Source organism: Maridesulfovibrio salexigens DSM 2638, assembly GCF_000023445.1.
GTDB classification, from domain to species: domain Bacteria; phylum Desulfobacterota; class Desulfovibrionia; order Desulfovibrionales; family Desulfovibrionaceae; genus Maridesulfovibrio; species Maridesulfovibrio salexigens.
The window spans coordinates 3,672,961-3,694,963 of sequence record NC_012881.1 but is presented as its reverse complement, the minus strand read 5'-3'; the positions used below and the strand labels follow the sequence as shown (position 1 = coordinate 3,694,963).

Sequence of the window (22,003 nt, the reverse complement as noted above, 5' to 3'; positions counted from 1 at the left end):
AAGCGGTTTGGAATTGTAAAAAACAAAAAAGTAGAGACCGCAGGCGGTCCCTACTGCAAATATAAATTCAAGGCTGACGTCCGGTCAGCTTTTGATTTAATGTCTATGTTCTCTGTGAGTTATATTGAACGAGAATGAAAACCGGATAAGTATGTCTGTTTTGCAAAAGCTGACACTTATTTACGATAATTGCAGCGGAGTCAACAATTATCGTAAATTAAAATATGCAGGCAAATCGATGTTCCTTAATAAATAATCCGTATGTTTATTTAGGCCGTGGCGCTATTGCATACTGCGTTGTCATTGTGTTCAGGAATAGTGATAGTGAAGCATACCCCTTGGCCGGGAGATGATTCCAAATGTATGGAACCGCATAATTTTTGCGTCACGATGTTATATACGATGTGCATGCCCAAACCTGTTCCTCCGGCTGCTTGTTTGGAAGTAAAGAAGGGATCATATATTTTTGCCTGCTGCTCTTGTGTAAGTCCTACACCATCGTCTGAATAAACAAGTTTAATTTTCTCATTTTCTTTCGATACCTTGATGGTGATGTGACCGGAATCTATGTCGCTGAAAGCATGGATCAGTGAATTCATTGTCAGATTAGAAATTATCTGCATCAGGAGTCCGGGATATGTGGTGATGATGATATCCTCGGGACATTCTGTTTTTACGATGTGTCCACTGTTTTTATAGCTTGGTTTCAAGCTGAGCATCACTTCATCAAGATATTCACTGAGGGTGATGGTCCGCAAGGATTCATTGGTTTGGTCCACAGCAACCTGCTTGAAGCTGCGAATTATGTCGGCGCCTCTTCTAAGATTAACCAGCATCGAACGCGTCGCTTCTTCGCAATTGTCCAGAAAAACTTCAAATTCGCCTTTGGTGAATTTCCCTTCTTCGTAGGCTGTTTTTATCTTTGCAGCCTGTTCTTGCAGGAAGGTGGCATTTGTTACCCCTAATCCCAGCGGGGTGTTAATTTCATGAGCGACTCCGGCAACAAGTCCGCCAAGTGCGGCCATTTTTTCTGACTGAACGAGCTGGTCTTGAGTGTTTTGCAAGTTTTCAAGGGATAATTCTAATTCGTTGGTTCTTTCAGCTACACGGGCTTCAAGATTCGCGTTCAACTCTTCAAGTTGTTCGAATGCAATGTTGATATCCGTAAGATTTATTCCGTTTGCAAAAATAAATATGGGTTTTCCTTCATCATCGTTAATAGGAGTGATCGTTACTTTCAGGTATGTGCTTTTCTTGTTTCCTGCAATGAGCTTCATATCGAAGCTGGAGCTTGAACCCGTGCTGGCGTTATTAACAGCCTTTTTAATGGCTTCAGTTGATTCTAGGTCAATGTCAGGAAAGACATCTTCAAGTTTACAGTTTAGGATCTGATGGTTTGAAAATTGAGACATATCAAGCACAGCTTTGTTGGCTTGCAGGATCGAGCCGTTCAGATCTAAAATTATCATTAATTCTTTAGATTGCTGAAAGATTTCCCGCAGGGTTGCTTCGTTTTTAGAAATTATCGCTGAAGCCTGAACGGACCTCTTGATAGATAGAAATGAGAGTATGGAGATAATGCTGAGTACTCCCAGTGTGGCAAGAAACATTTTTTGGGTTTGTTGAATTGCGTCTTCGTCAATGTCATTGATGTAAGCACCCGTTCCAATAATCCATTTCCATGGTTTGAAACGTTTCACATATGAAATTTTTGCATATATTTTATTTTTATCATCCTGCCATTGCCAATAATAAGGGATGTATGCAGATCCTGTCTTTTTAGTTTCGGAGATCATGTCAATAAAGAATTTTTTGCCCTTGGCATCTTGATGATCCCTCATATCTCGTCCATTAAGTTCTGGAATATATGGGTGCATTATCATGTTCGGGTGGTAGTCCATTATCCAAAAATAATCCTTACCGGATGCTCCAAACCTAATTTGAGAGATGCTTTTGATCGCATATTCCTGAGCTTCCTGTTTAGATATTTCGCCGTTTAATTGTTTTTCATTGTAAAAATTAAGTGTGTTCCATGCGATGTCTGTGGCATCCCGCAGTGCTTCTTTTCGTTTATTCAATAAAGCATTGTATGTTTCTGGTAATTGTACGAAGACAACAACACCCAAGAACAATATGACTGAAGTTACTATGGGCAGAGTTATTTTGACCCATAGCGAGTCAGCTGATTTTGCTATCTTTTTGAAGGTAAACATAGCTATTCCTGTGTGGCGGAGTACTTTTCTTTTACTTTTAGAATATTATCAAACTGTTCTTCGAAAATATCGACAAGTTTGGGGTCGAATGTTTTCCCCTTTTCTTTAATAAGAAATTGCAAAGCGTCTTCGGCTGACCATGCCTTTTTGTATATTCGCTCACTGCAAAGGGCATCGAATACATCAACTATGTTTGTTATGCGTCCTTCGATGGGAATTTCCTCTCCCTTGATTCCTCGCGGGTATCCGTTTCCGTCCCAATGCTCGTGGTGTGTATGAGCAATATTGGCTGCTACCTTTAATAATTTTCTTTCGGATGATTTAAAGAGTTTGTACCCAATTGTAGTATGAGTCTTCATTATTTCAAACTCTTCAGCAGTAAGTTTATCAGGCTTTAAAAGAATACTATCTGAAATTCCTACCTTTCCAATATCGTGCATAGGCGAAGCCTGCTTTAATCTTTTGGCATCTATTTCAGACATTCCTGATGCTATTCCGATTATGTAGCTGTATTCTGCTACCCGTTCTACATGGTAGGCAGTTTCTTTAGATCTGGTTTCAATGACTTCACCTAATCTATAAATTACTTCTGTCTGTGTCTTTTGTATCTCTTCATTTAAATATGCATTATCCAATGCAATGCCTACATTATTGGTGAAGACAGTTAGTAGATCATTGATTTCTTCAATGTTTTGATTTCTGCAATTTTCAAGATATATAACGTGATGTTTATCTGACTGAGTAGGGAAGTAACCAATGAAATCTTCACCTACGAAAGAACTCTTCTTGGATTTTACAGCTTCATTTAATAGCATGAGGATCTTTTCGCTGATCTGAGGGTCTGAGTTGTCCTCTCCATATTTTCCAGTCCCTGTAAGGACGCTCCACGCCTTAGTGGTCCCATTGCTGAGGGCGGCTGCAAAGTTTTTCTTTGAATGGACATATAGGGAGTTGTGCATGCTGAACATTGCTTCTATCTGCGTCAGCACGCCTTTTGCCAATGTGCCGATGGAGTGCTGTTGAAAAAAATCGGCGGAGGCATCTATTATGTATCTTAATCCGATTCGCTGCTTATCTAATGCTGATAAATCCCTGTATGAGCGTATCGCTGTATAGACGGTGCTAAACAACCGTTGAGTTGTTAATTCTGTTTTGTGCTTGTAGTCATTGATGTCATATTCAACAATTACCTTGCGCTCCGGTGCCTGTCCCGGTTGGCCGGTCCTGAGTACGATGCGGATATTCTTGTTTTTTAAGTCGTTCCTGATCGCCTCTGCGCAGTCCAGCCCGGCATGTGGTGTCTCCATAACTACGTCTAATAAAACAACGGCGATATCTGTGTGTTCCCGCAGTATCTCCAGAGCTTCCTTTCCTGAATAGGCTGATAGAAATTCTAGTCCAACACCTTCGAATTTAAAGTCGCTCAGGACAAGCCGTGTTGTGTTGTGAACTTCTATTTCATCATCTACTATCAATATTTTCCATAGGGTCTGGTCGTAGGGGGCTTCGTTTTCTACTTCGTCTTCCAAAAAGAGATCGTCACTGTCGCTGAATAATAAGTCGTCCTTCCCCATGATACCTCCTTAAGATAAAATGGGTCTTTCGTTCCTGTTTCTGTTGGTATTATCAGTCTAGCACAGCAGTTAGAATTATGTAAGCAAAATGCATTTCATTGTAGTGTGAAGAGGTGTTATTTGGTCATTCATTTTTGCTTGCACGTGTGGATATATTTTAAAAAATGGGTAAGTTTTTTTCGATATTCATTGCTTGCAAGAGAAAAAATGTCGCAAATTGTAAAAAGTGGAGTTCTTGCGGTTGACCGCCGTGATTATCTGGATTATTAAACCGCCCCAAAGGGCTACAGCTCCCATCAGCCTGTCTCAAACATTCCTTTTCCCCGTTAACAACGTTGAAACGTCTGTGCCGCAGTGTCCAGCTCTCCGGGAGGACCGGCTGAAAGGTCACTTATATTCTATTAGCCCTGTATTCTATAGGAAGGGCTACCTGTCCGGGTAGCTCATGTTCATTTTTATTTATGCTGGTTCCGCGTAGCTGTTGTGGAATCGGCATTGTTTCAAGGAGTTACAGCAACATGCAAAAAAGAGAAACATGGGGCTCACGTACCGGCTTCATCATGGCCGCAGTGGGGTCCGCAATTGGATTGGGAAACATCTGGCGTTTTCCGTACATGGTTTATGAAAACGGCGGCGGCGCATTCCTAATTCCATATTTTGTGGCCATGCTTGCCGCAGGTATGCCTTTCATGATTCTTGAATTTGGTCTGGGCCAGAAATTCAAGGGCTCTGCTCCCAAGGTTTTTTCCTCCATTTCCAAAAAATGGGAATGGCTCGGCTGGTGGCAGGTTATGGTCTCTTTCATCATTACTACTTACTATGTCGTAGTCGTGGCTTGGGCCATTAACTATTTCCTGCTCGCCTTTAATCAAGGCTGGACAGCCTCACCCAAGGATTTCTTTTTTGGCGAATTCCTTGGCTTGACCGATTCTCCCATGAATATGGGCGGTGTGCAGACTTCAATTCTTTACGCCACAGCTGCTGCATGGCTGATGACTTTCGTGGCCGTTTTTACCGGTGTTAAGAGTGGTATTGAACGGATCAGCAAGATCTTTATGCCTCTGCTTTTCCTGCTCGTGTTTATTTTTATCGGCAGAGGGCTGATGCTTCCTGGTGCTGTTGATGGTCTGGAATGGCTCTTCAAGCCCGATTTCAACGCCATTATGGACGGTAAAGTCTGGGCTGATGCTTTCGGTCAGATCTTTTACAGCCTGTCCATCGGGTTTGCGATCATGATTTCCTATTCCAGTTATCTGTCCAAGGATTCCGACATTAACAACAATGCCTGCATGACCGTATTCATCAACTGTGGTTTCAGCATCATCTCCGGAATCATGATTTTCAGCGTGCTCGGTTACATGGCTCATCAGCAGGGCGTTCCGGTTAGTGAAGTTGCAGGTTCCGGTGTAGGCCTTGCCTTCATCACTCTGCCTACCGCTATCAACCTGATGCCTGCTCCCGCGTTTTTCGGGACCCTGTTCTTCCTCGCGCTTACTGTTGCGGGCCTTTCTTCTATGATCTCTCTTGCAGAGGTTGTAGTTTCCGCACTTATCGACAAGATCAATGTTTCCCGTAAGGTTGCGGCGACTGTTTTCTGCGGACTCGGTTTTGTGGTCAGCATCGCCTTTACTACCGGCGGCGGACTGCTTCTGCTTGATATCGTTGACCACTTCATCAATAACTTCGGTATCCTCATGGGCGGATTCATTGAGATCATTTTTGTGGCCTGGTTCTGCAAGCTTGATGATCTGCGCAACCACGTTAACCTTACTTCCGAGATCAAAGTAGGTTCTCTCTGGATGAACAGCCTGCGTTTTGTTATTCCCGCAATGCTCGGTTTTATGCTGGTTTCAAACTTCATTGGTGATCTTTCCAAAAACTATGGCGGTTACTCTACTACTGCTACCGTAGCGTTTGGTTGGGCTCCGCTTGTTCTTTGCCTGATCTTCGGTCTGCTTTGTGCCCGCAATGAAGGTGGATTCATCAATGTTACCGGCATCAACAGAAACTTTTTGAAAAGGAGGTAGGTATGGAATTCTCAGCAATCATTATGATGCTCTTCGGACTCGGTATAACCTGGGGCGGCGCTTATGCCTGCTTCCGTATTGCCTTTAAGAATCAGTAGATACCAAAGCTGAATATAATTGATTAAGCCCTCCCGCACTTTTGCGTGGGAGGGCTTTTCTTTTGCATTGAAATCTTTTCGGAATCGCACAAATTGTTTTCGATTTGGGGAAATAGGTAAAAATATTGCTTTGAATCCAGTTATAGCTGTAACGTGACCTTTACAGTTTTGTGACTAGTTGGTGGTGTGCGTGTTTGTATGTGTCTGTAACAACTAACGGAATTGTTCGCTAATTGTTACAAAAATATGGAGTTTGTCATGAAAAGGATTCTTGTATTTGCTTTGCTGACTGTGTTTGCTCTGGCCGGAACCGCTCAAGCGGAGACTCTGAAACTGTTAACCTGGAAAGGGTATGCACCCCAGAAATTGATCGACACTTTTGAAAAAGAAACCGGAATCAAGGTTGAGGTTACCTTTTCCAACAACGAGGAAATGATTGCCAAGTTGCGGGCCACCCGAGGTGCAGGTTTTGACCTTGCCCAGCCTTCACAGGACCGTATTTCTTCCGTTCAGAAAAAGTACAAATTGTATCAGGCTATGGACTATTCCAAACTTGATTCCAGTCTGTTCATTCCTTCCATGCTCACTGCGGTTAAGGCCAATACCCTTGTTAAAGATGAATCCTATGCAGCACCATTCTGCTGGGGAACATCCGGCTTGATCGTAAACAGCGAAAAGGCACCTAACGCAGATTCTTTTAAGGCTCTCATCGATCCCAAATATAAGGGCCGCGTGAGCTACCGTCTTAAGAGACCTACTCTCATCGCCATGGGTTTTGCTCTTGGTTATGATCCCTTCGCACTTTATGACGATCCCAAAGCTTACAAAGCCATGCTCGATAAAATTGCCGAAACCATGATTGAAGCTAAGCCTATTGTTAAGAACTACTGGGCCAACGGTGATTCCCTGCTTGAGTCCATGCGTTCCGGTGAAGTCTTTGTTGCTATGGCTTGGGATGCAGGTGGCTGGAAACTGCATGCTGACAACAAAGCAATTGATTTCAAAGCACCCAAAGAAGGCGCTCTCGGCTGGATTGATACTTTTGCCATTCCCGCGAAGGCCAAAAACGTTGAAGCCGCTTACAAGTGGATTAACTTCATGATGAAGCCTGAAAATGCCGGTTACTTTTCTTCCATGGAAAAATACGCCACCGCGTCCAAGGATGCTCTGAAGTTTACTGAGAAGGCTGTTGCTGACAATTTTGCCCGTTCCTTTCCGCAGGCAGTTATCGATAATATTAAGTGGTATCCCCCGGTTCCTGCCAAGCTGGAAAGCATGGAAGGTAAGATTCTCGATAAAATCAAGGCTGCTAACTAGATTCCTCTGTTGAAATAACATTCTCTGTTGCGGAGAGTCTTCGGACTCTCCGCTGTTCTTCAAAATTCTACTTCGGGCGATTTTCCATGATTAATGATCTTTCTGTTTCTGATATGGTGAAAAAATTCGGCAATTTTACTGCCGTGGACGGTGTTTCCTTTGATGTTCCTGCCGGATCTTTTTTTTCAATTCTCGGGCCTTCCGGATGTGGCAAGACTACATTGCTGCGTATGATCGCCGGATTTGAGGAGCCGACTTCCGGGGATATTGAAATCCGGGGCGGAAGTATGCTTGGCGTGCCTCCCAACAAACGTCCTGTGAATCTTGTTTTTCAGCATCTGGCTTTGTTTCCCATGATGAATGTTGCCGAGAATATTGCCTTCGGGCTGAAGAGACGCGGGGTGGGAGCTGCGGAGATTAAAAAGAAAACCGAAACCATTCTGGAACGGGTCGGCCTGCCCGGTTACGGAGAGAAGCAGATTAACCAGCTTTCAGGTGGTCAGAAGCAGAGAGTGGCAATTGCCCGCTGTCTGGTGCTGGAACCTTCGGTATTGCTCCTTGATGAACCCCTGGGGGCGTTGGATTTGAAGCTGCGGGAACAGATGAAAGTGGAATTAAAGAAACTTCAGGCTAAGGTGGGCACAACTTTTATCTATATCACTCACGATCAGTCCGAAGCCTTGGTTATGTCCGATCGGGTAGCGGTAATGAATAAAGGGCGCTTCGAACAGGTCGGCAGCCCGCAGGAGCTTTATGGAAAACCGGCTACTCCATTCGTTGCTCAGTTTGTTGGGGACAATAATAAATGGAGCGGCAAGGTTGTTGAAAGTGATTCTGAGAAAGTCATTCTCCTTACTGATGAAGGATATACTTTTCAGACCAAGCCGCACGGAGCTTGTGTCAGTGGCGGAAGGGCCGACCTCTTTCTGCGTCCAGAGGCCATGCTTATTGAGCCGAAGGACCGCACGGGTTTAAATGTATTTGAAGTCACAGTGAAGAGCATTCTTTTTGATGGAGCCAACAGCCGCTTGCTTACTGTAACAAAAGAGGATCACGAACTTATTGTCAGCTTGCCCCAGAACCGCCGATTTGATCATATTGAACCGGGCAATGAAATTTCCGTGGGCTGGCATCCTGATTCCGGTATCTGTTTCGGGGCGGAGGAATAATTATGACCCGCTCGAGAATGGTTTTCTGGATATTTTTTGCTCCGGTAATCATGTGGCTCTTTTTGCTGATCGTGTTGCCTCTTTGCGACCTGCTGACCATGAGCTTCAGGGGTGAAAATGATTATGGCGACATGGTTTGGACTTTGCAAAACTACATCAATTTTTTTGATGAACCTGTCTATTGGCTTACTTTTGTGCGTACCTGTCTTTATGCCATAGTGACCACCTTCATTGTTTTTCTGCTCTCAATGCCTGTTTCCTTTTATATCGCCAAGCTGGCACGGACGCGGGTGCAGGGCGCACTGATGATCATGCTCTTGCTGCCCTTCTGGGTTAGTGAACTGGTCCGTATTTACGGCTGGATGATCCTTTTGCGTGAGTCCGGGGTGCTCAACTTTTTCATGCTCAAAATCGGGTTGATCAATAAGCCTATCGAGATGCTTTACAACGATGCGACAATGATCATGGGGCTGGTTTATACCTCTATGCTGTTCATGGTTGTGCCTCTGGTGTCGGTTATGGATAGCCTTGACGACAGCCTTATCGAAGCTGCTCACGATCTGGGGGCAGGGAAGTGGACAATCTGGCGGACCATCATCATTCCTCACTGCAAACCGGGGATCACTTCCGGTTCCATTGTGGTCTTTATGCTTGTGCTCGGTAACTACCTGACCCCGAATCTTATGGGCGGTAAGAATTCCCTGTGGTTCACGGAGCAGATCTACAATCAGTTTATCGCCAGTTTCAACTGGAATCAGGGTTCGGCCTTCGGTTTTCTGCTGCTGATCTTGAGTTCATTGATTATCTGGACCGGGCTTAAACTTACCCGCCAGAAACTCGGGGAGGTGGCATCATGATTCGTTCTCTGCCGCGCAGCAAGGCTTACAATTGGTCATTCAATTGTTTCATCATTTTGTATTTTGTCTTTTTATTTGCCCCGCTGGTGGTTACCTGCGTGCTGGCCTTCAACAATTCAGATTTTCCTTCCCTGCCATGGAAGGGTTTTACTTTGGACTGGTTCCTTTCCAGCGGACCGGAGCGGATAGGGCTGTTTCATGATGATCAGAACCTGCGCTCTATTCTGACAAGTTTTCAGACCGCGTTTTTTGTTTCAATATTGAGCGTTATCGTGGGAACCTGTGCGAGTTTTCTTTTTGAGAAGGAAGAGTTCCGCTTTAAAGGATTGCTCTACTTTTTGATGCTGGCTCCTTTGGTTATCCCGGGTGTAATTCTCGGTATCTCCCTACTGCTGGCATCAAATACCGCCGGAACTTACTTTGATGAAACTTTCGGGCTTGATTTTGAGGTTTTCCGGCCCAGTTTCTGGTTGGTGGTACTGGGGCAGTTTTCCTTCATAACCACATTTGTAACTCTCGTGGTTTCAGCTCGGTTGCGTAAATTCGACCATTCCCTTGAAGAAGCGGCTTTGAATCTGGGCGCGAGTCAGTTGGGGGTAATCTGGCATATAACCTTGAAGTTCCTGCGTCCGGCTATCATCGGTGCGGGGGCGGTGGCCTTTCTGATGAGCTTCGAGAACTTCAACACCACTCTTTTTCTGGTCGGTTCAGAGCCCACGCTCCCGATTAACCTGTATTTGCAGGTAAGGGATGGAAGTACTCCGGTTATCAATGCGGTTTCGCTGATGCTGATTGTGGGAACTTCACTGCTGGCTCTCTGCAATCTCTACTTTTCCAAGCGGGAAGAGTAGCTTCGCAGTAAAAATAGCCCAGTCCCGCTAATCCGGGACTGGGCTTTAATAATACACGCCTTAGCCATGACCCCAAACGGCAGTGTTTGGGTAAGAATCCATTAACTCTGTCTGTACTTTCAGCTTAAGAATTCGTTTGCCGCCAGAGTTGCACGGCATCTTTCCGGGTGTACAGCCTTGTCTAGCTATAAAGCCGTCCGGAATGTTTTGGTTTCTGAGTATATACCTTCGCGTTGATAAGTACCTCCATTCGCCGTTGTCATGCATGGATTTCTTCCACGTTCTTTTCAGCGGTGTCTTAGGTAGTATCCGGCAGAAGGATTCGGGGGCCCTTCTGCCGGCGGGCAATGTCCATTTGCATGAACTTCCAGATTGCTGCAGTGGCTGTTTGCGTTGTCCCGTTATGCGGATTGGGATAACGCGATTCAACCTTAGAGCAGTTTCCTGCTGAAGCCTGTGTTCCGGGCAGTGGTAGCCGGAAGCAGAGTGCACAGGGTTTGAGGGAGTGTGCTTAAGCGGCTTCAGTCGGAAATTTATGAAATATGTTTACGAGTCCTTAAAAATCCTCGGAACTCTGGCCATAAGTGTGGAAACAATCTCATAATTGATTGTTCCTAGTTCGCAGGCCATCCTTTCTGCCGAAATTTCAGCCTGTTCCTGTCTGCCGATGATGACCACTTCATCTCCGGCCTCAACATTCTCGATTTTCCCTACATCAATGACGCTTTGATCCATGCAGACCCTTCCAACTATCGATGCATGCTGTCCGTGGACCAGTACTTTACCTGCTGACGAGAGTTGCCTTCTATAGCCGTCCGCATATCCGAGCGGAATTGTAGCCAGTTTAGTTGCATTCGGGGTGGTGTAGGTGTGCCCGTAGCTGATCCTGAATCCGGCAGGGACTTCTTTTGTTTGTGCAATACGGGCTTTTATCTGCATGGCCGGCCTTAGTTCGGCATTCTGCTGGTGGACTCCGTTTGAGGGATAAAGGCCGTAAAGCATTATTCCGGGGCGGACCATATCAAAGTATGATTCCGGGAGATCAATAATTGCGGCACTGTTGGCTGCATGCTTGAGGGGGATGCTGATCCCTCTGCGTTCAATGCCAGCGAGAATGTTTTTGAACTGTTTCAGTTGTTCAAGCGCACTGGTTTTGTCCGCTTCATCACTCGCTGCGAAATGAGTATAAACACCCTCTGTTTCCAGATTGGGAAGGCGATTGATTGTGCTGATGGATTCCAGCACTGCTCCGTCATTGAATTCGTCAACAAGACCTAACCGGCCCATTCCGGTGTCGATTTTAATGTGAACTTTTAATGTCTTGTTTGTCTGGTTGAGTTTTTCGTTTAAATCTTTGGCATATTCACTTGAAAATACTGTTTGAATGACCTTGTGTTTGAGCAGTTCTGTTGCAGCCTCGGGGGGAGTGTAGCCGAGGATCAGAATCGGCTTTTCAATGCCGTGATTGCGAAGTGCTACAGCTTCATCCAAGCGCGCTACTGCAAAATAGTCGGCTCCGGCTTTGTTTAAACAGTCCGCTACCTTTGTGAGCCCGTGTCCGTATGCATCAGCTTTTACAACAGCCATTATCTTTGACTGCTTGTTTACCAGCCGTTGAACCTCACTGAAGTTATGGCTGATCGCGGACAGGTCCACTTCTGCCCAGATGGGGGCGAAAGTTTTGGGGTTATTCATGGCGTACCTCTTGTTCCTGCAAAGCTGCTGAGTTGTTTTGGGCACCCCCTTCCGAACGGTGGTATTCGTCCGAAAGAGGGTGCGGAGTGGGGTCCGTATGCTTTTACGAGGCTACTTTTCGTTTTCAGTAGCGGTGGAGGTTTCCATACTTGCGGATTTTTCTTCCTGTCTTGCAAAGTATTTCTTGGTTTCCGAAACAACAACCGGAGTCAGCAACAGGAGGCCTACAAGGTTGGGGATAGCCATGAGGCCGTTGAAGGTGTCGGAAAGGTTCCATACGAAGCTGAGCTTTGCGATGGCTCCGATTCCTACGAAACAGATGAATACTATGCGATAGGGCAGTACTGCTTTTACGCCGAAGAGGTATTCAATGGATTTTTCACCGTAGTAACACCAGCCGAGGATGGTGGAGTAGGCGAAAAGAATCAGGCCGATGGTAACAACGTGTTCACCGCCGGAGAAACCTGCACCGAAACCGATAGTGGTCAGTTCTGCGCCGGTAGCACCGCTGGACCAGGTGCCGGTGAGGATCAGTACGAGGCCGGTCATGGTACAGACGATGATAGTATCGATGAAGGTCTGGGTCATGGATACCAGAGCCTGAGTTACGGGCTGCTTGGTCTGGGCTGCAGCTGCTGCAATAGGGGCACTACCGAGACCGGATTCGTTGGAGAATACACCGCGGGCAACACCCATGCGGACAGCCAGCATGATGGTGGAACCTGCGAATCCGCCAACTGCGGCGGTGGGGTTGAAAGCCTGCTCTACGATGAAAGCAAGGGCTGCGGGAACTTCGGCGATTTTGATCAGAATGATGTAGGACGCACCGGCCATGTAGAAAACGATCATGACGGGAACGAGAAGTCCGGTAACTTTACCGATCTTTTTAATACCGCCGAGGATAACTGCAGCGGTCAGGACTGTCAGTACGAGACCGGTAATATAGGGGGAAAGGCCGTAGGTTGCTTCAACTGCGTCGGCAACGGAGTTGGACTGAACCATGTTACCGATACCGAAAGCGGCGATGGATGCGAAGATTGCGAAGAGGGTTCCCAGCCAGGGCATGTTGAGGCCCTTGGAGATGTAGTACATGGGACCACCGCCCATTTCGCCGTTTTCATCAACTACCCTGTATTTAACAGCCAGAACAGCTTCCGCGTACTTGGTGGCCATGCCTACGAGGCCGGTCATCCACATCCAGAACAGTGCGCCGGGGCCACCTACTGCGATGGCTGTTGCAACACCGGCAATGTTACCGGTTCCGACAGTTGCGGAAAGGGCGGTCATCAGGGCCTGAAAGTGAGTGATGTCGCCGGGCTCATCTGTTTCTTCCTTGCGTTTTACGAGAGCAAGGTAAAGGGCGTACCACAATTTTCTGAACTGCAGTCCGCGCAGAGAGAAAGTTAACCAGATTCCGGTTCCGACAAGCAGAACCAACATGGGCGGGCCCCAAGCAAAGGCCCCTATTTTTCCAACCAGTCCGTCCAGTAAAGTCAAGAATTCCATATCATCCCCTTGTAAGTTTTTCAGGTTACATCCAAGACTGCCGAGAAAACTCCAGCTGTGGTGTAAAGAGTTCCGGCGAGCAGACCATCCCTCTTTTTCCTGTGGGGTTATAGGAAAACACTGAGGCATAGCACAGAACATCCTGCGCAATGCCCCAGTGTATTTTGTGATTATTTCTAACTCATTCTCAACAGTCTTCCTGATTTGACTTATTTATCTGAATTGTCAGCAGATTTGTCAGTTTTTAGTTGTCGTAAAGAACGCCTTCAACGGGGGTGTATTCGAGGTCGAATGCTTCAGCTACTCCCTTGTAAGTAACCTTGCCGCCGACCATGTTCAGACCGGTTCTGATAGCGCGGCTGTCCTGAGCTGCTTTTTTCCATCCCTTGTTTGCGATTTCGAGTGCATAGGGGAGGGTGGCGTTGGTCAGAGCCATGGTGGAAGTCATGGGCACTGCACCGGGCATGTTGGCTACGCAGTAGTGGATAACGCCTTCAACGTCGTAAACGGGATCGCCGTGTGTGGTGGGCTTGGAGGTCTCAAAACAACCACCCTGGTCAATGGCAACGTCGACGATTACGGAACCGTTTTTCATGGTTTTAAGCATTTCGCGGTTAACCAGTTTAGGTGCTTTGGCACCGGCAACCAGAACTGCGCCGACAACAACGTCAGCTTCCTGAACCAGATCACGCAGCAGAGCGGGGCTGCTCATCATGGGGAAGCAGTTCTTAGGCATGATTTCGGAGAGGTAGCGCAGTCTTTCGAGGTTCATGTCGAGGATAGTTACTTTGGCGCCCAGACCGCAGGCCATCATTGCTGCGTTGGTACCAACTACACCGCCGCCGATAACAACAACGTTTGCGGGAGTAACACCGGTAACTCCGCCCATGAGCATGCCGCGTCCGCCGTAGTAGCGTTCGAGGTACTTAGCGCCCTGCTGAATGGACATGCGACCGGCAACTTCAGACATGGGGGTGAGCAGGGGCAGGTCGCCTTTATCGCCTTCTACGGTTTCGTAAGCGATAGCTATGGACTTGTTTTTAACGAATGCACGGGTCAGGGGCTCATCAGGAGCAAAGTGGAAGTAAGTGAAAACGATCTGGTCTTCGCGAACCATGTCGTATTCAGAAGCCTGAGGTTCTTTAACGTGCATGACCATTTCACATTCCGCATAGATTTCAGCGGGGGTGTCGATGATCTTTGCACCGGCAGCAATGTAGTCTTCATCGGAAAAACCGCTACCTACACCTGCGGATTTTTCAACCCACAACTCATGACCGTTTGCGATCATGACTTCAACACCTGATGGTGTCATGGAAACTCTGTTCTCTTCTGATTTGATTTCTTTCAAGATACCAACTTTCATTTCCACTTCTCCTGATTTGATTGTTTACGCCCCGCAATCACCACGGGACAGCTGTTGAAAAATAGAGTCTGAACTCTTGGGTATTTTCCCTAAGGCAATCCGCATGCCAAAAATTGTCAGGAGAGTGGTGTCTGGTCTTGGTCGGAGATTAAAATTTCATAATAACGTAAGTTTAGGAAAATAAATTAAATATTGTGCTAATATTCACAAAATAATCACGCGTTTAAGTAAGTTTTGTAGAAAGTACCTTTGGTAATAAAAGTTTCCACAGATCGAAGTATTCTTAGTCTAACAGAGTAAGATGTAAGGGATTACTTAGTGTGGTAACTAATGTTTCCAGAGTGTCAAATCATGATGAAATAGAGGCTGATCCGCGAAATAACAGGAGTGACAGGTGGTAGGTAATGTTACCACAAAGAAAATCCCCGTGACTTGTTCAAAGCCACGGGGATGTGCATCGGAAGCTCTTTGGGGCTGGTTTAGCTGACGGGTGTTGCAGGTTCCCAAGGGAGGACTCTGCTTTCGTTGCGCAGCTGGTGCTTTTCAATTTTTTTGAGCAATGCTGTGTGAGATATGCCCAGTTTTTTAGCCGCCTTGCGTATACTGTCTGAAGAGTTGAGGGTTTCAAGGAGTATTTGCATTTCGTATTTACCGACCATGTCTTTCAGGGACTCTCCTAGCGTGACTGTGGTGGGTATAGCCTTGCATTGCTGCCCGCAATTCGACTGCTGCTTGGAATTCAAGTGAATTTGCGGAAATTTCGTTTGAGTTGCTGAAGATTGAAGCTCGTTCAATGACATTTTGTAATTCGCGTACATTGCCCGGCCAGCTGTAATTCATCAGCTTTTGCTGCCCTGCTATGCTGATAGTCTGTTCCTTCTTTTCCAGCTTGCGGTTGAAGCGGTTAAGGAATTTACCGGCCATGAGTGTTATGTCTGTATGTCTCTCGCGCAGAGGTGGGATTTGGATGTTCAGGACGTTTATGCGGTAAAAAAGGTCTTCCCGAAAATCTCCGGCAGCAACCATGTCGTTTAGGTTCTTATTTGTTGCGGTGATAACTCTTGCATTGACCGGAATCTCTTCCACACCACCAATTCGGCGTACGCAACCTTCTTGCAGGACTCTCAGGATCTTGGCCTGTGGTCCGGGAGGCATATCACCGATCTCATCAAGAAAAATTGTTCCGTTCTGTGCTGCTTCAAAGAGTCCGGGTTTGCCTTTTTTTCTGGCTCCGGTGAATGCTCCGTCAATGTAACCGAAGAGTTCGCTTTCAATTAGTTGTTCGGGCAGGGCCGCACAGTTGATGGGAATGAAGGGGCCGGGTCTGCCGCTTTCAAAGTGGATGGCCCGTGCGAAAAGTTCTTTACCTGTTCCGCTTTCCCCGGTGATGGAGACGATGGTGTCCAGTTCTGCAATGCGTTTGGCAAAGGTGATCAGGTTCTTGATGGCCGGACTCTCGCCGATGAAGTCGTCAAATTTGAAATCGATGGGGGGCATGACAGCATCAACCATTGCTTTTACTTCCTGCAGATCTTTCATAAGCAGGACAGCTCCGACAAAATCGCCTTGTGAGTCGTGGATGGGTTTTGCTGATCCGTAAAAGTCTACACGGCCGGTGCTGGTAACTGCGGACTTCCTTCTGTTGACTGGAATCCTTTTTTCCATGCACTCCATAAGCAGGTTGTCTTTAGGCGTAATTTCACCGACATATGTGTTTACAAGGCTTTCATAGGGCGTGTTCAAGATGCGGCAGGCAACGCTGTTTGCGGTGTTGATCATCCCTCTGGAGTTCACAGAAACAATCCCTTCGCTCATGCCGTCAAAGAGGGTCCGGAACCATTTTTCCCTTTTTTCCTGTGGGAGTCTTTTGAGTTTATTCTGGCTGTCGATTCCGGGCAGTGAAGAGAATAAAGTCAGCATTTCTTCAGTATCAAGGGTGTGTCCTCCCTCAATTTCAACAGAAATCTGGGCAAATCCGTCTTTTTGCTCAACTTCCATGCTGATTATGTTCAGCTTATGCTCCAGCATGAGTTTGGTGATATCAAAAACGATCCCGATACGGTCCCTAAAAAGAAGCTTATACTTTTTGTTTTCAACCATGCCTACTCCGTTTTGGATATTGTTAGGACATTACTGTAGCTGTATAATTGTGGAAAGAAAAGATACAAGTGGCAACTTTTCGTGCCGAAGCGTTTTAAGTTTCTAAAATATCGGAGCAAAAAGTAGAAATTTTGCAGATTTTGGTAGTAAAAATTACCATCCCTCTGAGCGTAGTGTGAAAGAGTTGTGGACTCTCTGAAGCAAACCCTTCCTTGTTCATTGAACCCACTGATGCTATTTTTGTTTGGACCGCAATAGTTTCTTACAAGGGGACAGTTACATTGATTCTTAAAATTTCGGACAATGATATTTCTTTTCGTTTACAATTTTTTTGTGTCCTTCTCTTCCTTTTATTCTTCGTAGTTCCAGTAGACAGTGTTGCGTTCTCAGTTGCAAATGCTGAGCCAGTTGTTAGGGAGAGCTCGCCATTTCCTCTGAAATTAAGTCCTGAAGAAGAAGCTTTTGTTCGCAGGGGTGTGCCGCTCAAAATGAGTGAGGTGGACTGGGAACCTTTGTCCATAATTGATAAAAAAGGGAAGTTCCGGGGAATTATCGCGGATTATATGAATATGATCTCAGAAATGTCCGGTCTTAACTTTGAATTTGTCCCAAGTGATTCATGGGCGGATGTTCTACGTAAATACACTGAAGGGGAGTTGGATGTTATCCCGGCCCTTAGCAGCGAGGACATGGTCGGACGAGAAGTTTTGTTTTCAGATGTTTATGTTTCATTTCCTCTGGTTATCGTAACCGGAGAAAAGTACGGGAATGTGCGGGACTTGTCGCAGTTCAACGGCAAGAGGGTTGCCGCAGGGCAATCGTACACCAGCTATCACTATATCGAAGATAATTTTCCTGAAATAGAGCTTGTCGGCACCTCCGATGTGGAGGACGGCCTTCTTCTTTTGACCAAGGGGCAGGTAGATGCTTTTGTGGGGCATCTTGCTGTAGTGGTCGAAAATATGAATCTGCTTGGAGTTGAGAACCTTAAAATTGCAGGAACTACCAGATATAAATTCGATCATAGAATCGGTGTGTCCCCGGAATATCCTGAAGCCCTGTCAATCATCAATAAAACCCTTGCCGCTATAAGTAAAAACTCTCATCGAGAAATTCGCAAAAAATGGTTTGACGTGCGCTATGAGCAGTCCGTGAAGTATACTGAGATTGTGCTTCTTTTTGCGTTCATGGCACTTGCTCTCACCGCGATTATTTTTTGGAACCGTAAACTTTTTAGACTTAATGAATCTTTGAATACAGAGGTTGCGCAGCGCCGCCGCATGGAGAAGGTCCATAAGAGACTATATGAGATAGCGATGTCTGTATCCCGTGTCTCCGGTATCGATGAGTTCTACTCCATCGTTCAGGGGCAGGTGAATCAGCTCATGCATGCGCGAAATTTCTATATTGCTGCTTATGACCGGGAAACAGATATGATCAGTTTCCCTTATTTTTCTGATGAGAAGGAGGAGGCTCCGGAAACGCGAAAAATGGGAATCGGGTTGACTGATTATGTTATCAAAACCGGTGAACCGTTGTTCGGAGATTTTGAAACCCGTATGAAACTTCGCGATAATGGGGAGTATGTACTTATCGGTCCTGAGTGCAATATCTGGCTAGGTGTTCCCTTGAAACTTCAAGGGGAAGTTGTAGGGGCGATGGCTGTCCAAAGCTATTGTGAAAGTGAGCCTCTTGATAAAAAAGATTTTGAGGTATTGCTGTTCCTTTCCTCATATGTGGGGTTTGCTCTTGAAAGGTTGTATCTTATGGAGCAGGGGCGAAATAAAAATGAAGCCTTGAAAGAAAGGGAAATTAAGTATCGATCTATTTTTGATAATGCCAGCGATGCAATTTTGCTGATGGATTTAAATTACAAATTCTTTAGTGCTAACCCTGAAGCTGTTTCGATGTTTCGTTGCGGCTCAGAAGAAGAATTGCTTTCTTACCGTCCAGAGAATCTTGTTGCCCCTAATCAGCGCGAAGGAGAATCTTCCAGTGATCTTCTGGATGAATGGGTAGGGAAGACCATTGATGCCGGGGGCTTGGATTTTGATCTTATTTGCCGTCGGTCTGACGGGGAAGAATTTTATGCAAGTGTTCGCGCACGCAAGATGGTCATCAGTGGTACTCCCTTCATTCAGGCTACCTTGCGAGATGTCACCGAGAAGCGCCGCAGCAAGGAAGAGATTGAACGTTCTGTTTCACTCCTGACCGCTACCATTGAATCATCTGCAGATGGCATCCTTGCCGTGGACGGCTATGGACAGGTGGTAGCATGGAACTCTCGTTTTTCAAGCATGTGGAACATCACGGAACATATCTTGCGGTCCGGAGTTGTTTCCGATGTTTTCGGATATATTGCTGATCAGTTGGAAGAGGGGAGTTCTGTACATGGCCTTTGGGATTACTCGCTGGAGTCGGAAGCGGGACAGATTGAGGAGCTCATACTGGTGGACGGTAGAATTGTAGAGAAATATTCCAACCCCCAGCGCATAGGCTCTGATATTGTCGGCAGGGTCTGGAGTTTCCGGGATGTGACTAGAAAACGATTGAGCGAAAATGAATTGCGGGATTCCTATCAGCGGTTGAATGACATTATCGAATTCCTGCCTGACCCGACTATTGTTATTGATAGTAACGGGGTTGTGCTGGCTTGGAATAAAGCCGTTGAAGAGGTTACCGGGGTCAGCAAGCAGGATATGATCGGCAAGGCTGATTATGAATATGCATTACCTTTTTATGGTGAACGCAGGCCGATTCTTATTGATTCCGCTCTTAAAGACGATCTCGAACCTCTGACTGATCGCTATGAGTCTTTGGAGCGGCGCTATGGAATGCTTTATGGTGAAGTATATACCCCCAGAGCATTCAATGGACAGGGAGCATATTTTTGGGGAGTTGCCGGACCGCTGCGCGATCATTCCGGGAAGGTTGTCGGTGCTGTTGAGTGTATGCGTAATGTGACCGAGCGTAGAAGGGTGGAACAGGAACTCAATAGGGCAAGGCTGGCTGCGGAAGCCGCCACTCGTGCAAAATCAGAATTCCTTGCCAATATGAGCCATGAGATTCGTACTCCCATGAACAGCATCATCGGATTCGGACATTTGATGCAAAGTGCCGATCTTGATTCGGCACAGCGTGAGTACCTGAACAAGATGATGTCGTCCGCCGATTCCCTGCTGTCAATTATTGGTGATATTCTTGACTTTTCCAAGATTGAGGCCGGTAAATTCGTGCTGGAAGCCGTAGAGTTTCAGCTGGACCATGTGTTGGAAAAAATTTGCAATATGGTCTCAGTCAAAGCGGAATCCAAAGGGATCGATTTTATTCTGTCCGTCGGTCCTGACGTTCCTTTGTTTTTACGCGGCGATCCGTTACGTCTTGAGCAGGTTCTGACTAACCTTGTGAACAACGCGGTGAAGTTCACTGATAGAGGTGAGGTTAATCTTATTGTCACTTGTGAGGAGAACTGTACCGGGGAAGCCAGCATAAAGTTTATCGTACGTGACAGTGGAATCGGTTTAAGTAGTGAAGAAGTGTCCGTATTATTTAATTCTTTTACGCAGGCTGATGCTTCAACCACCCGTAAATACGGTGGGACAGGTTTGGGGCTGGCAATTGCTCGTTCCCTTGTGGAGTTAATGGGCGGGACAGTCAGTGTTGAAAGTCATCCCGGAGAAGGAAGCTCTTTTTATTTTACAGTGAAGATGAGCGCTATGGATAGGGGGAGTTCATTTGTTTTGCCGGCAGGAAAAGCGGGCATGAAGTCTCTTGTGATTGAGGGCAATATGATGGCCCGTGAATTCATCCGTTCCACAATGGAAAAATCCGGCATTACAGTCATGGTGGACAGCACAGCTTCAAGTGCACTTGAAAGGCTTGCAGAGTCGATAGATGTTGATGGGTTAGGATTAATTCTTGTTTCTGGAAAAATACAGGATATGCATGTCCTTGAGGTTGTTGAGCGGATCAGGAACATGCCCAAGTTGATGCATGTCCCTATTATTTTAATGTCTCCAGTAAATATGGACGAATCCTTTCGTAAGGAAGCAGCTCTGGTCGGTGTTGACGGATTTGTTACCCGTCCGGTTTCGCGTCTTTCATTATATGCTGCTTTGCAGGGTGAATTTAATGATGTTCAGCATATGCTTATTCCGGATGCAGATGTGCAAGATGCTGTTGATTTAGAGTTGACTGGGCAGAGTCCTAAAATTCTTCTTGTAGAAGATAATGAACTAAACCAGCAGGTTGCCCGGAGAATGCTTGAAGGTATGGGGCTTGATGTCGATGTTGCCGACAATGGCCGTAAGGCTTTGGAGGCCTTGGAGTCAGAGCCATACAGTCTGGTTATTATGGACATTCAGATGCCAGAAATGGACGGGCTGACTGCGTCCAGGATAATCCGTTCCGATGAACGCTACCGTAACCTGCCTATTCTGGCTATGACAGCACACGCCATGCCGGGGGACAGGGAGAAAAGTTTTGAAGCAGGCATGAATGAACATTTGACCAAGCCCATTGATCCGGAGGAATTGAAAAGAGCTTTGGTTAAATACCTGAACGCAGAGGATATCGTTTATGTGCCTTCTTCCTGTGAGTTGTCAGGGAATGAGCAAGAAATGCCGGACTTGCCCGGAATAGACTGCGCAAAGGGACTGCGCAATATCGGTGGCAATAAGGAAAGTTACCTGAAAGTTCTGCAAGGATTCAAGGATCGGTATGGAGATTTTCAAGAGGAATTGAAAGCAGCCCTAGCTGATTCAGGACCTGAACAGGCCCTGATTAAAATTCATTCTTTGAAAGGTATTTCCGGAAATATCGGAGCTGTAAAACTTTATGAATTCTGTCGCCTTCTGGAGGGAGATCTTCGAGATACTGATCGTAGCGGGTATGAAGATGACCTACTGCTTTTTGTCTCAGAGCTTGATCTGGTAATTAAGGGATTGCAGGGTCTTAAAGTTGGTGGTGGGGGCAATGTCCGGGAATATGTGTATGATAAAGAAAAAAGTTTTAATCTTATCAATAAGCTGTATATAATGCTCGGTGAAGGTGATGCCGAATGTGGCGATGTTCTGGCTGAATTGCGAAATCATTTTAATCTGGAAAGATTTGAAGGTCAGCTTGCTGAATTAACCCGCTATATTGAAAATTTTGATTTTGAAGATGGGCGGTTCCTGTTGGAAAGAATTGCCGATGAACTGAATATCCCGCTGGATAAAGGATAAGATCA

Annotated in this window: 14 protein-coding genes; 7 read left to right on the top strand and 7 right to left on the bottom strand. The window is 46.1% G+C overall.

Annotated elements, in window-relative coordinates:
- Positions 1-269 precede the first annotated feature (269 nt).
- A complete protein-coding gene (locus DESAL_RS19895; protein WP_015853179.1) occupies positions 270-2,213 on the bottom strand; it encodes a cache domain-containing protein in 1,944 nt (647 codons plus the stop codon).
- A gap of 2 nt (positions 2,214-2,215) precedes the next feature.
- Positions 2,216-3,787 (bottom strand): response regulator, encoded by a 1,572-nt coding sequence (locus DESAL_RS16870; RefSeq protein ID WP_015853178.1) that lies wholly within the window; start codon positions 3,785-3,787, stop codon positions 2,216-2,218.
- 518 nt (positions 3,788-4,305) lie between these two features.
- Here DESAL_RS16870 and DESAL_RS16865 point away from each other — a divergent pair.
- The 6 genes from DESAL_RS16865 (at position 4,306) to DESAL_RS16845 (ending at position 10,106) form a co-directional block, all read left to right on the top strand.
- Positions 4,306-5,814 carry a sodium-dependent transporter gene (locus DESAL_RS16865; RefSeq protein ID WP_015853177.1) on the top strand — a complete coding sequence of 503 codons (1,509 nt, stop codon included), beginning with the start codon at positions 4,306-4,308 and terminating at the stop codon, positions 5,812-5,814.
- 2 nt (positions 5,815-5,816) lie between these two features.
- Positions 5,817-5,912, top strand: coding sequence for a MetS family NSS transporter small subunit (locus DESAL_RS20255; protein ID WP_015853176.1), 96 nt, complete (start codon positions 5,817-5,819; stop codon positions 5,910-5,912).
- Positions 5,913-6,170: 258 nt separating this feature from the next.
- A complete protein-coding gene (locus DESAL_RS16860; RefSeq protein WP_015853175.1) occupies positions 6,171-7,229 on the top strand; it encodes an extracellular solute-binding protein in 1,059 nt (352 codons plus the stop codon).
- An 86-nt stretch (positions 7,230-7,315) separates the two neighbouring features.
- Complete coding sequence (locus DESAL_RS16855; protein ID WP_015853174.1) at positions 7,316-8,398, top strand: ABC transporter ATP-binding protein; 1,083 nt, start codon at positions 7,316-7,318, stop codon at positions 8,396-8,398.
- 2 nt (positions 8,399-8,400) lie between these two features.
- Positions 8,401-9,255 carry an ABC transporter permease gene (locus DESAL_RS16850; RefSeq protein ID WP_015853173.1) on the top strand — a complete coding sequence of 285 codons (855 nt, stop codon included), beginning with the start codon at positions 8,401-8,403 and terminating at the stop codon, positions 9,253-9,255.
- Positions 9,252-10,106 (top strand): ABC transporter permease, encoded by an 855-nt coding sequence (locus tag DESAL_RS16845; RefSeq protein WP_015853172.1) that lies wholly within the window; start codon positions 9,252-9,254, stop codon positions 10,104-10,106. The genes DESAL_RS16850 and DESAL_RS16845 overlap by 4 nt, the downstream gene beginning before the upstream one ends.
- 546 nt (positions 10,107-10,652) lie before the next feature.
- Here the strand turns inward: DESAL_RS16845 and alr are convergent.
- The 5 genes from alr to DESAL_RS16820 all read right to left on the bottom strand — a co-directional run bounded on the left by alr (position 10,653) and on the right by DESAL_RS16820 (position 16,773).
- Positions 10,653-11,801 carry an alanine racemase gene (gene alr, locus DESAL_RS16840; protein ID WP_015853171.1) on the bottom strand — a complete coding sequence of 383 codons (1,149 nt, stop codon included), beginning with the start codon at positions 11,799-11,801 and terminating at the stop codon, positions 10,653-10,655.
- A 111-nt stretch (positions 11,802-11,912) separates the two neighbouring features.
- A complete protein-coding gene (locus tag DESAL_RS16835; RefSeq protein ID WP_015853170.1) occupies positions 11,913-13,307 on the bottom strand; it encodes an alanine/glycine:cation symporter family protein in 1,395 nt (464 codons plus the stop codon).
- 244 nt (positions 13,308-13,551) lie between these two features.
- Positions 13,552-14,673, bottom strand: coding sequence for an alanine dehydrogenase (gene ald, locus DESAL_RS16830; RefSeq protein ID WP_015853169.1), 1,122 nt, complete (start codon positions 14,671-14,673; stop codon positions 13,552-13,554).
- A gap of 479 nt (positions 14,674-15,152) precedes the next feature.
- On the bottom strand, positions 15,153-15,332 hold the full coding sequence (locus DESAL_RS20380) for a TyrR/PhhR family helix-turn-helix DNA-binding protein (protein ID WP_041721981.1): 180 nt from the start codon (positions 15,330-15,332) through the stop codon (positions 15,153-15,155).
- Entirely contained in the window at positions 15,322-16,773 is a 1,452-nt protein-coding gene (locus tag DESAL_RS16820; protein ID WP_049760031.1) for a sigma 54-interacting transcriptional regulator, read from the bottom strand. Before DESAL_RS16820 ends, DESAL_RS20380 begins: the two co-directional genes overlap by 11 nt.
- Before the next feature lie 488 nt (positions 16,774-17,261).
- On the opposite strand from DESAL_RS16820, the gene DESAL_RS19890 reads away from it, so the two are divergent.
- Positions 17,262-21,998, top strand: coding sequence for a response regulator (locus DESAL_RS19890; RefSeq protein WP_157046981.1), 4,737 nt, complete (start codon positions 17,262-17,264; stop codon positions 21,996-21,998).
- Positions 21,999-22,003: the final 5 nt, after the last annotated feature.

Coding starts and splice junctions, on each gene's coding strand:
- DESAL_RS19895 (WP_015853179.1), bottom strand. CDS start 2,213: ATGTTTACCTTCAAAAAGATAGCAAAATCAGCTGACTCGCTATGGGTC.
- DESAL_RS16870 (WP_015853178.1), bottom strand. CDS start 3,787: ATGGGGAAGGACGACTTATTATTCAGCGACAGTGACGATCTCTTTTTG.
- DESAL_RS16865 (WP_015853177.1), top strand. CDS start 4,306: ATGCAAAAAAGAGAAACATGGGGCTCACGTACCGGCTTCATCATGGCC.
- DESAL_RS20255 (WP_015853176.1), top strand. CDS start 5,817: ATGGAATTCTCAGCAATCATTATGATGCTCTTCGGACTCGGTATAACC.
- DESAL_RS16860 (WP_015853175.1), top strand. CDS start 6,171: ATGAAAAGGATTCTTGTATTTGCTTTGCTGACTGTGTTTGCTCTGGCC.
- DESAL_RS16855 (WP_015853174.1), top strand. CDS start 7,316: ATGATTAATGATCTTTCTGTTTCTGATATGGTGAAAAAATTCGGCAAT.
- DESAL_RS16850 (WP_015853173.1), top strand. CDS start 8,401: ATGACCCGCTCGAGAATGGTTTTCTGGATATTTTTTGCTCCGGTAATC.
- DESAL_RS16845 (WP_015853172.1), top strand. CDS start 9,252: ATGATTCGTTCTCTGCCGCGCAGCAAGGCTTACAATTGGTCATTCAAT.
- alr (WP_015853171.1), bottom strand. CDS start 11,801: ATGAATAACCCCAAAACTTTCGCCCCCATCTGGGCAGAAGTGGACCTG.
- DESAL_RS16835 (WP_015853170.1), bottom strand. CDS start 13,307: ATGGAATTCTTGACTTTACTGGACGGACTGGTTGGAAAAATAGGGGCC.
- ald (WP_015853169.1), bottom strand. CDS start 14,673: ATGAAAGTTGGTATCTTGAAAGAAATCAAATCAGAAGAGAACAGAGTT.
- DESAL_RS20380 (WP_041721981.1), bottom strand. CDS start 15,332: ATGGTCGGTAAATACGAAATGCAAATACTCCTTGAAACCCTCAACTCT.
- DESAL_RS16820 (WP_049760031.1), bottom strand. CDS start 16,773: ATGGTTGAAAACAAAAAGTATAAGCTTCTTTTTAGGGACCGTATCGGG.
- DESAL_RS19890 (WP_157046981.1), top strand. CDS start 17,262: ATGAGTGAGGTGGACTGGGAACCTTTGTCCATAATTGATAAAAAAGGG.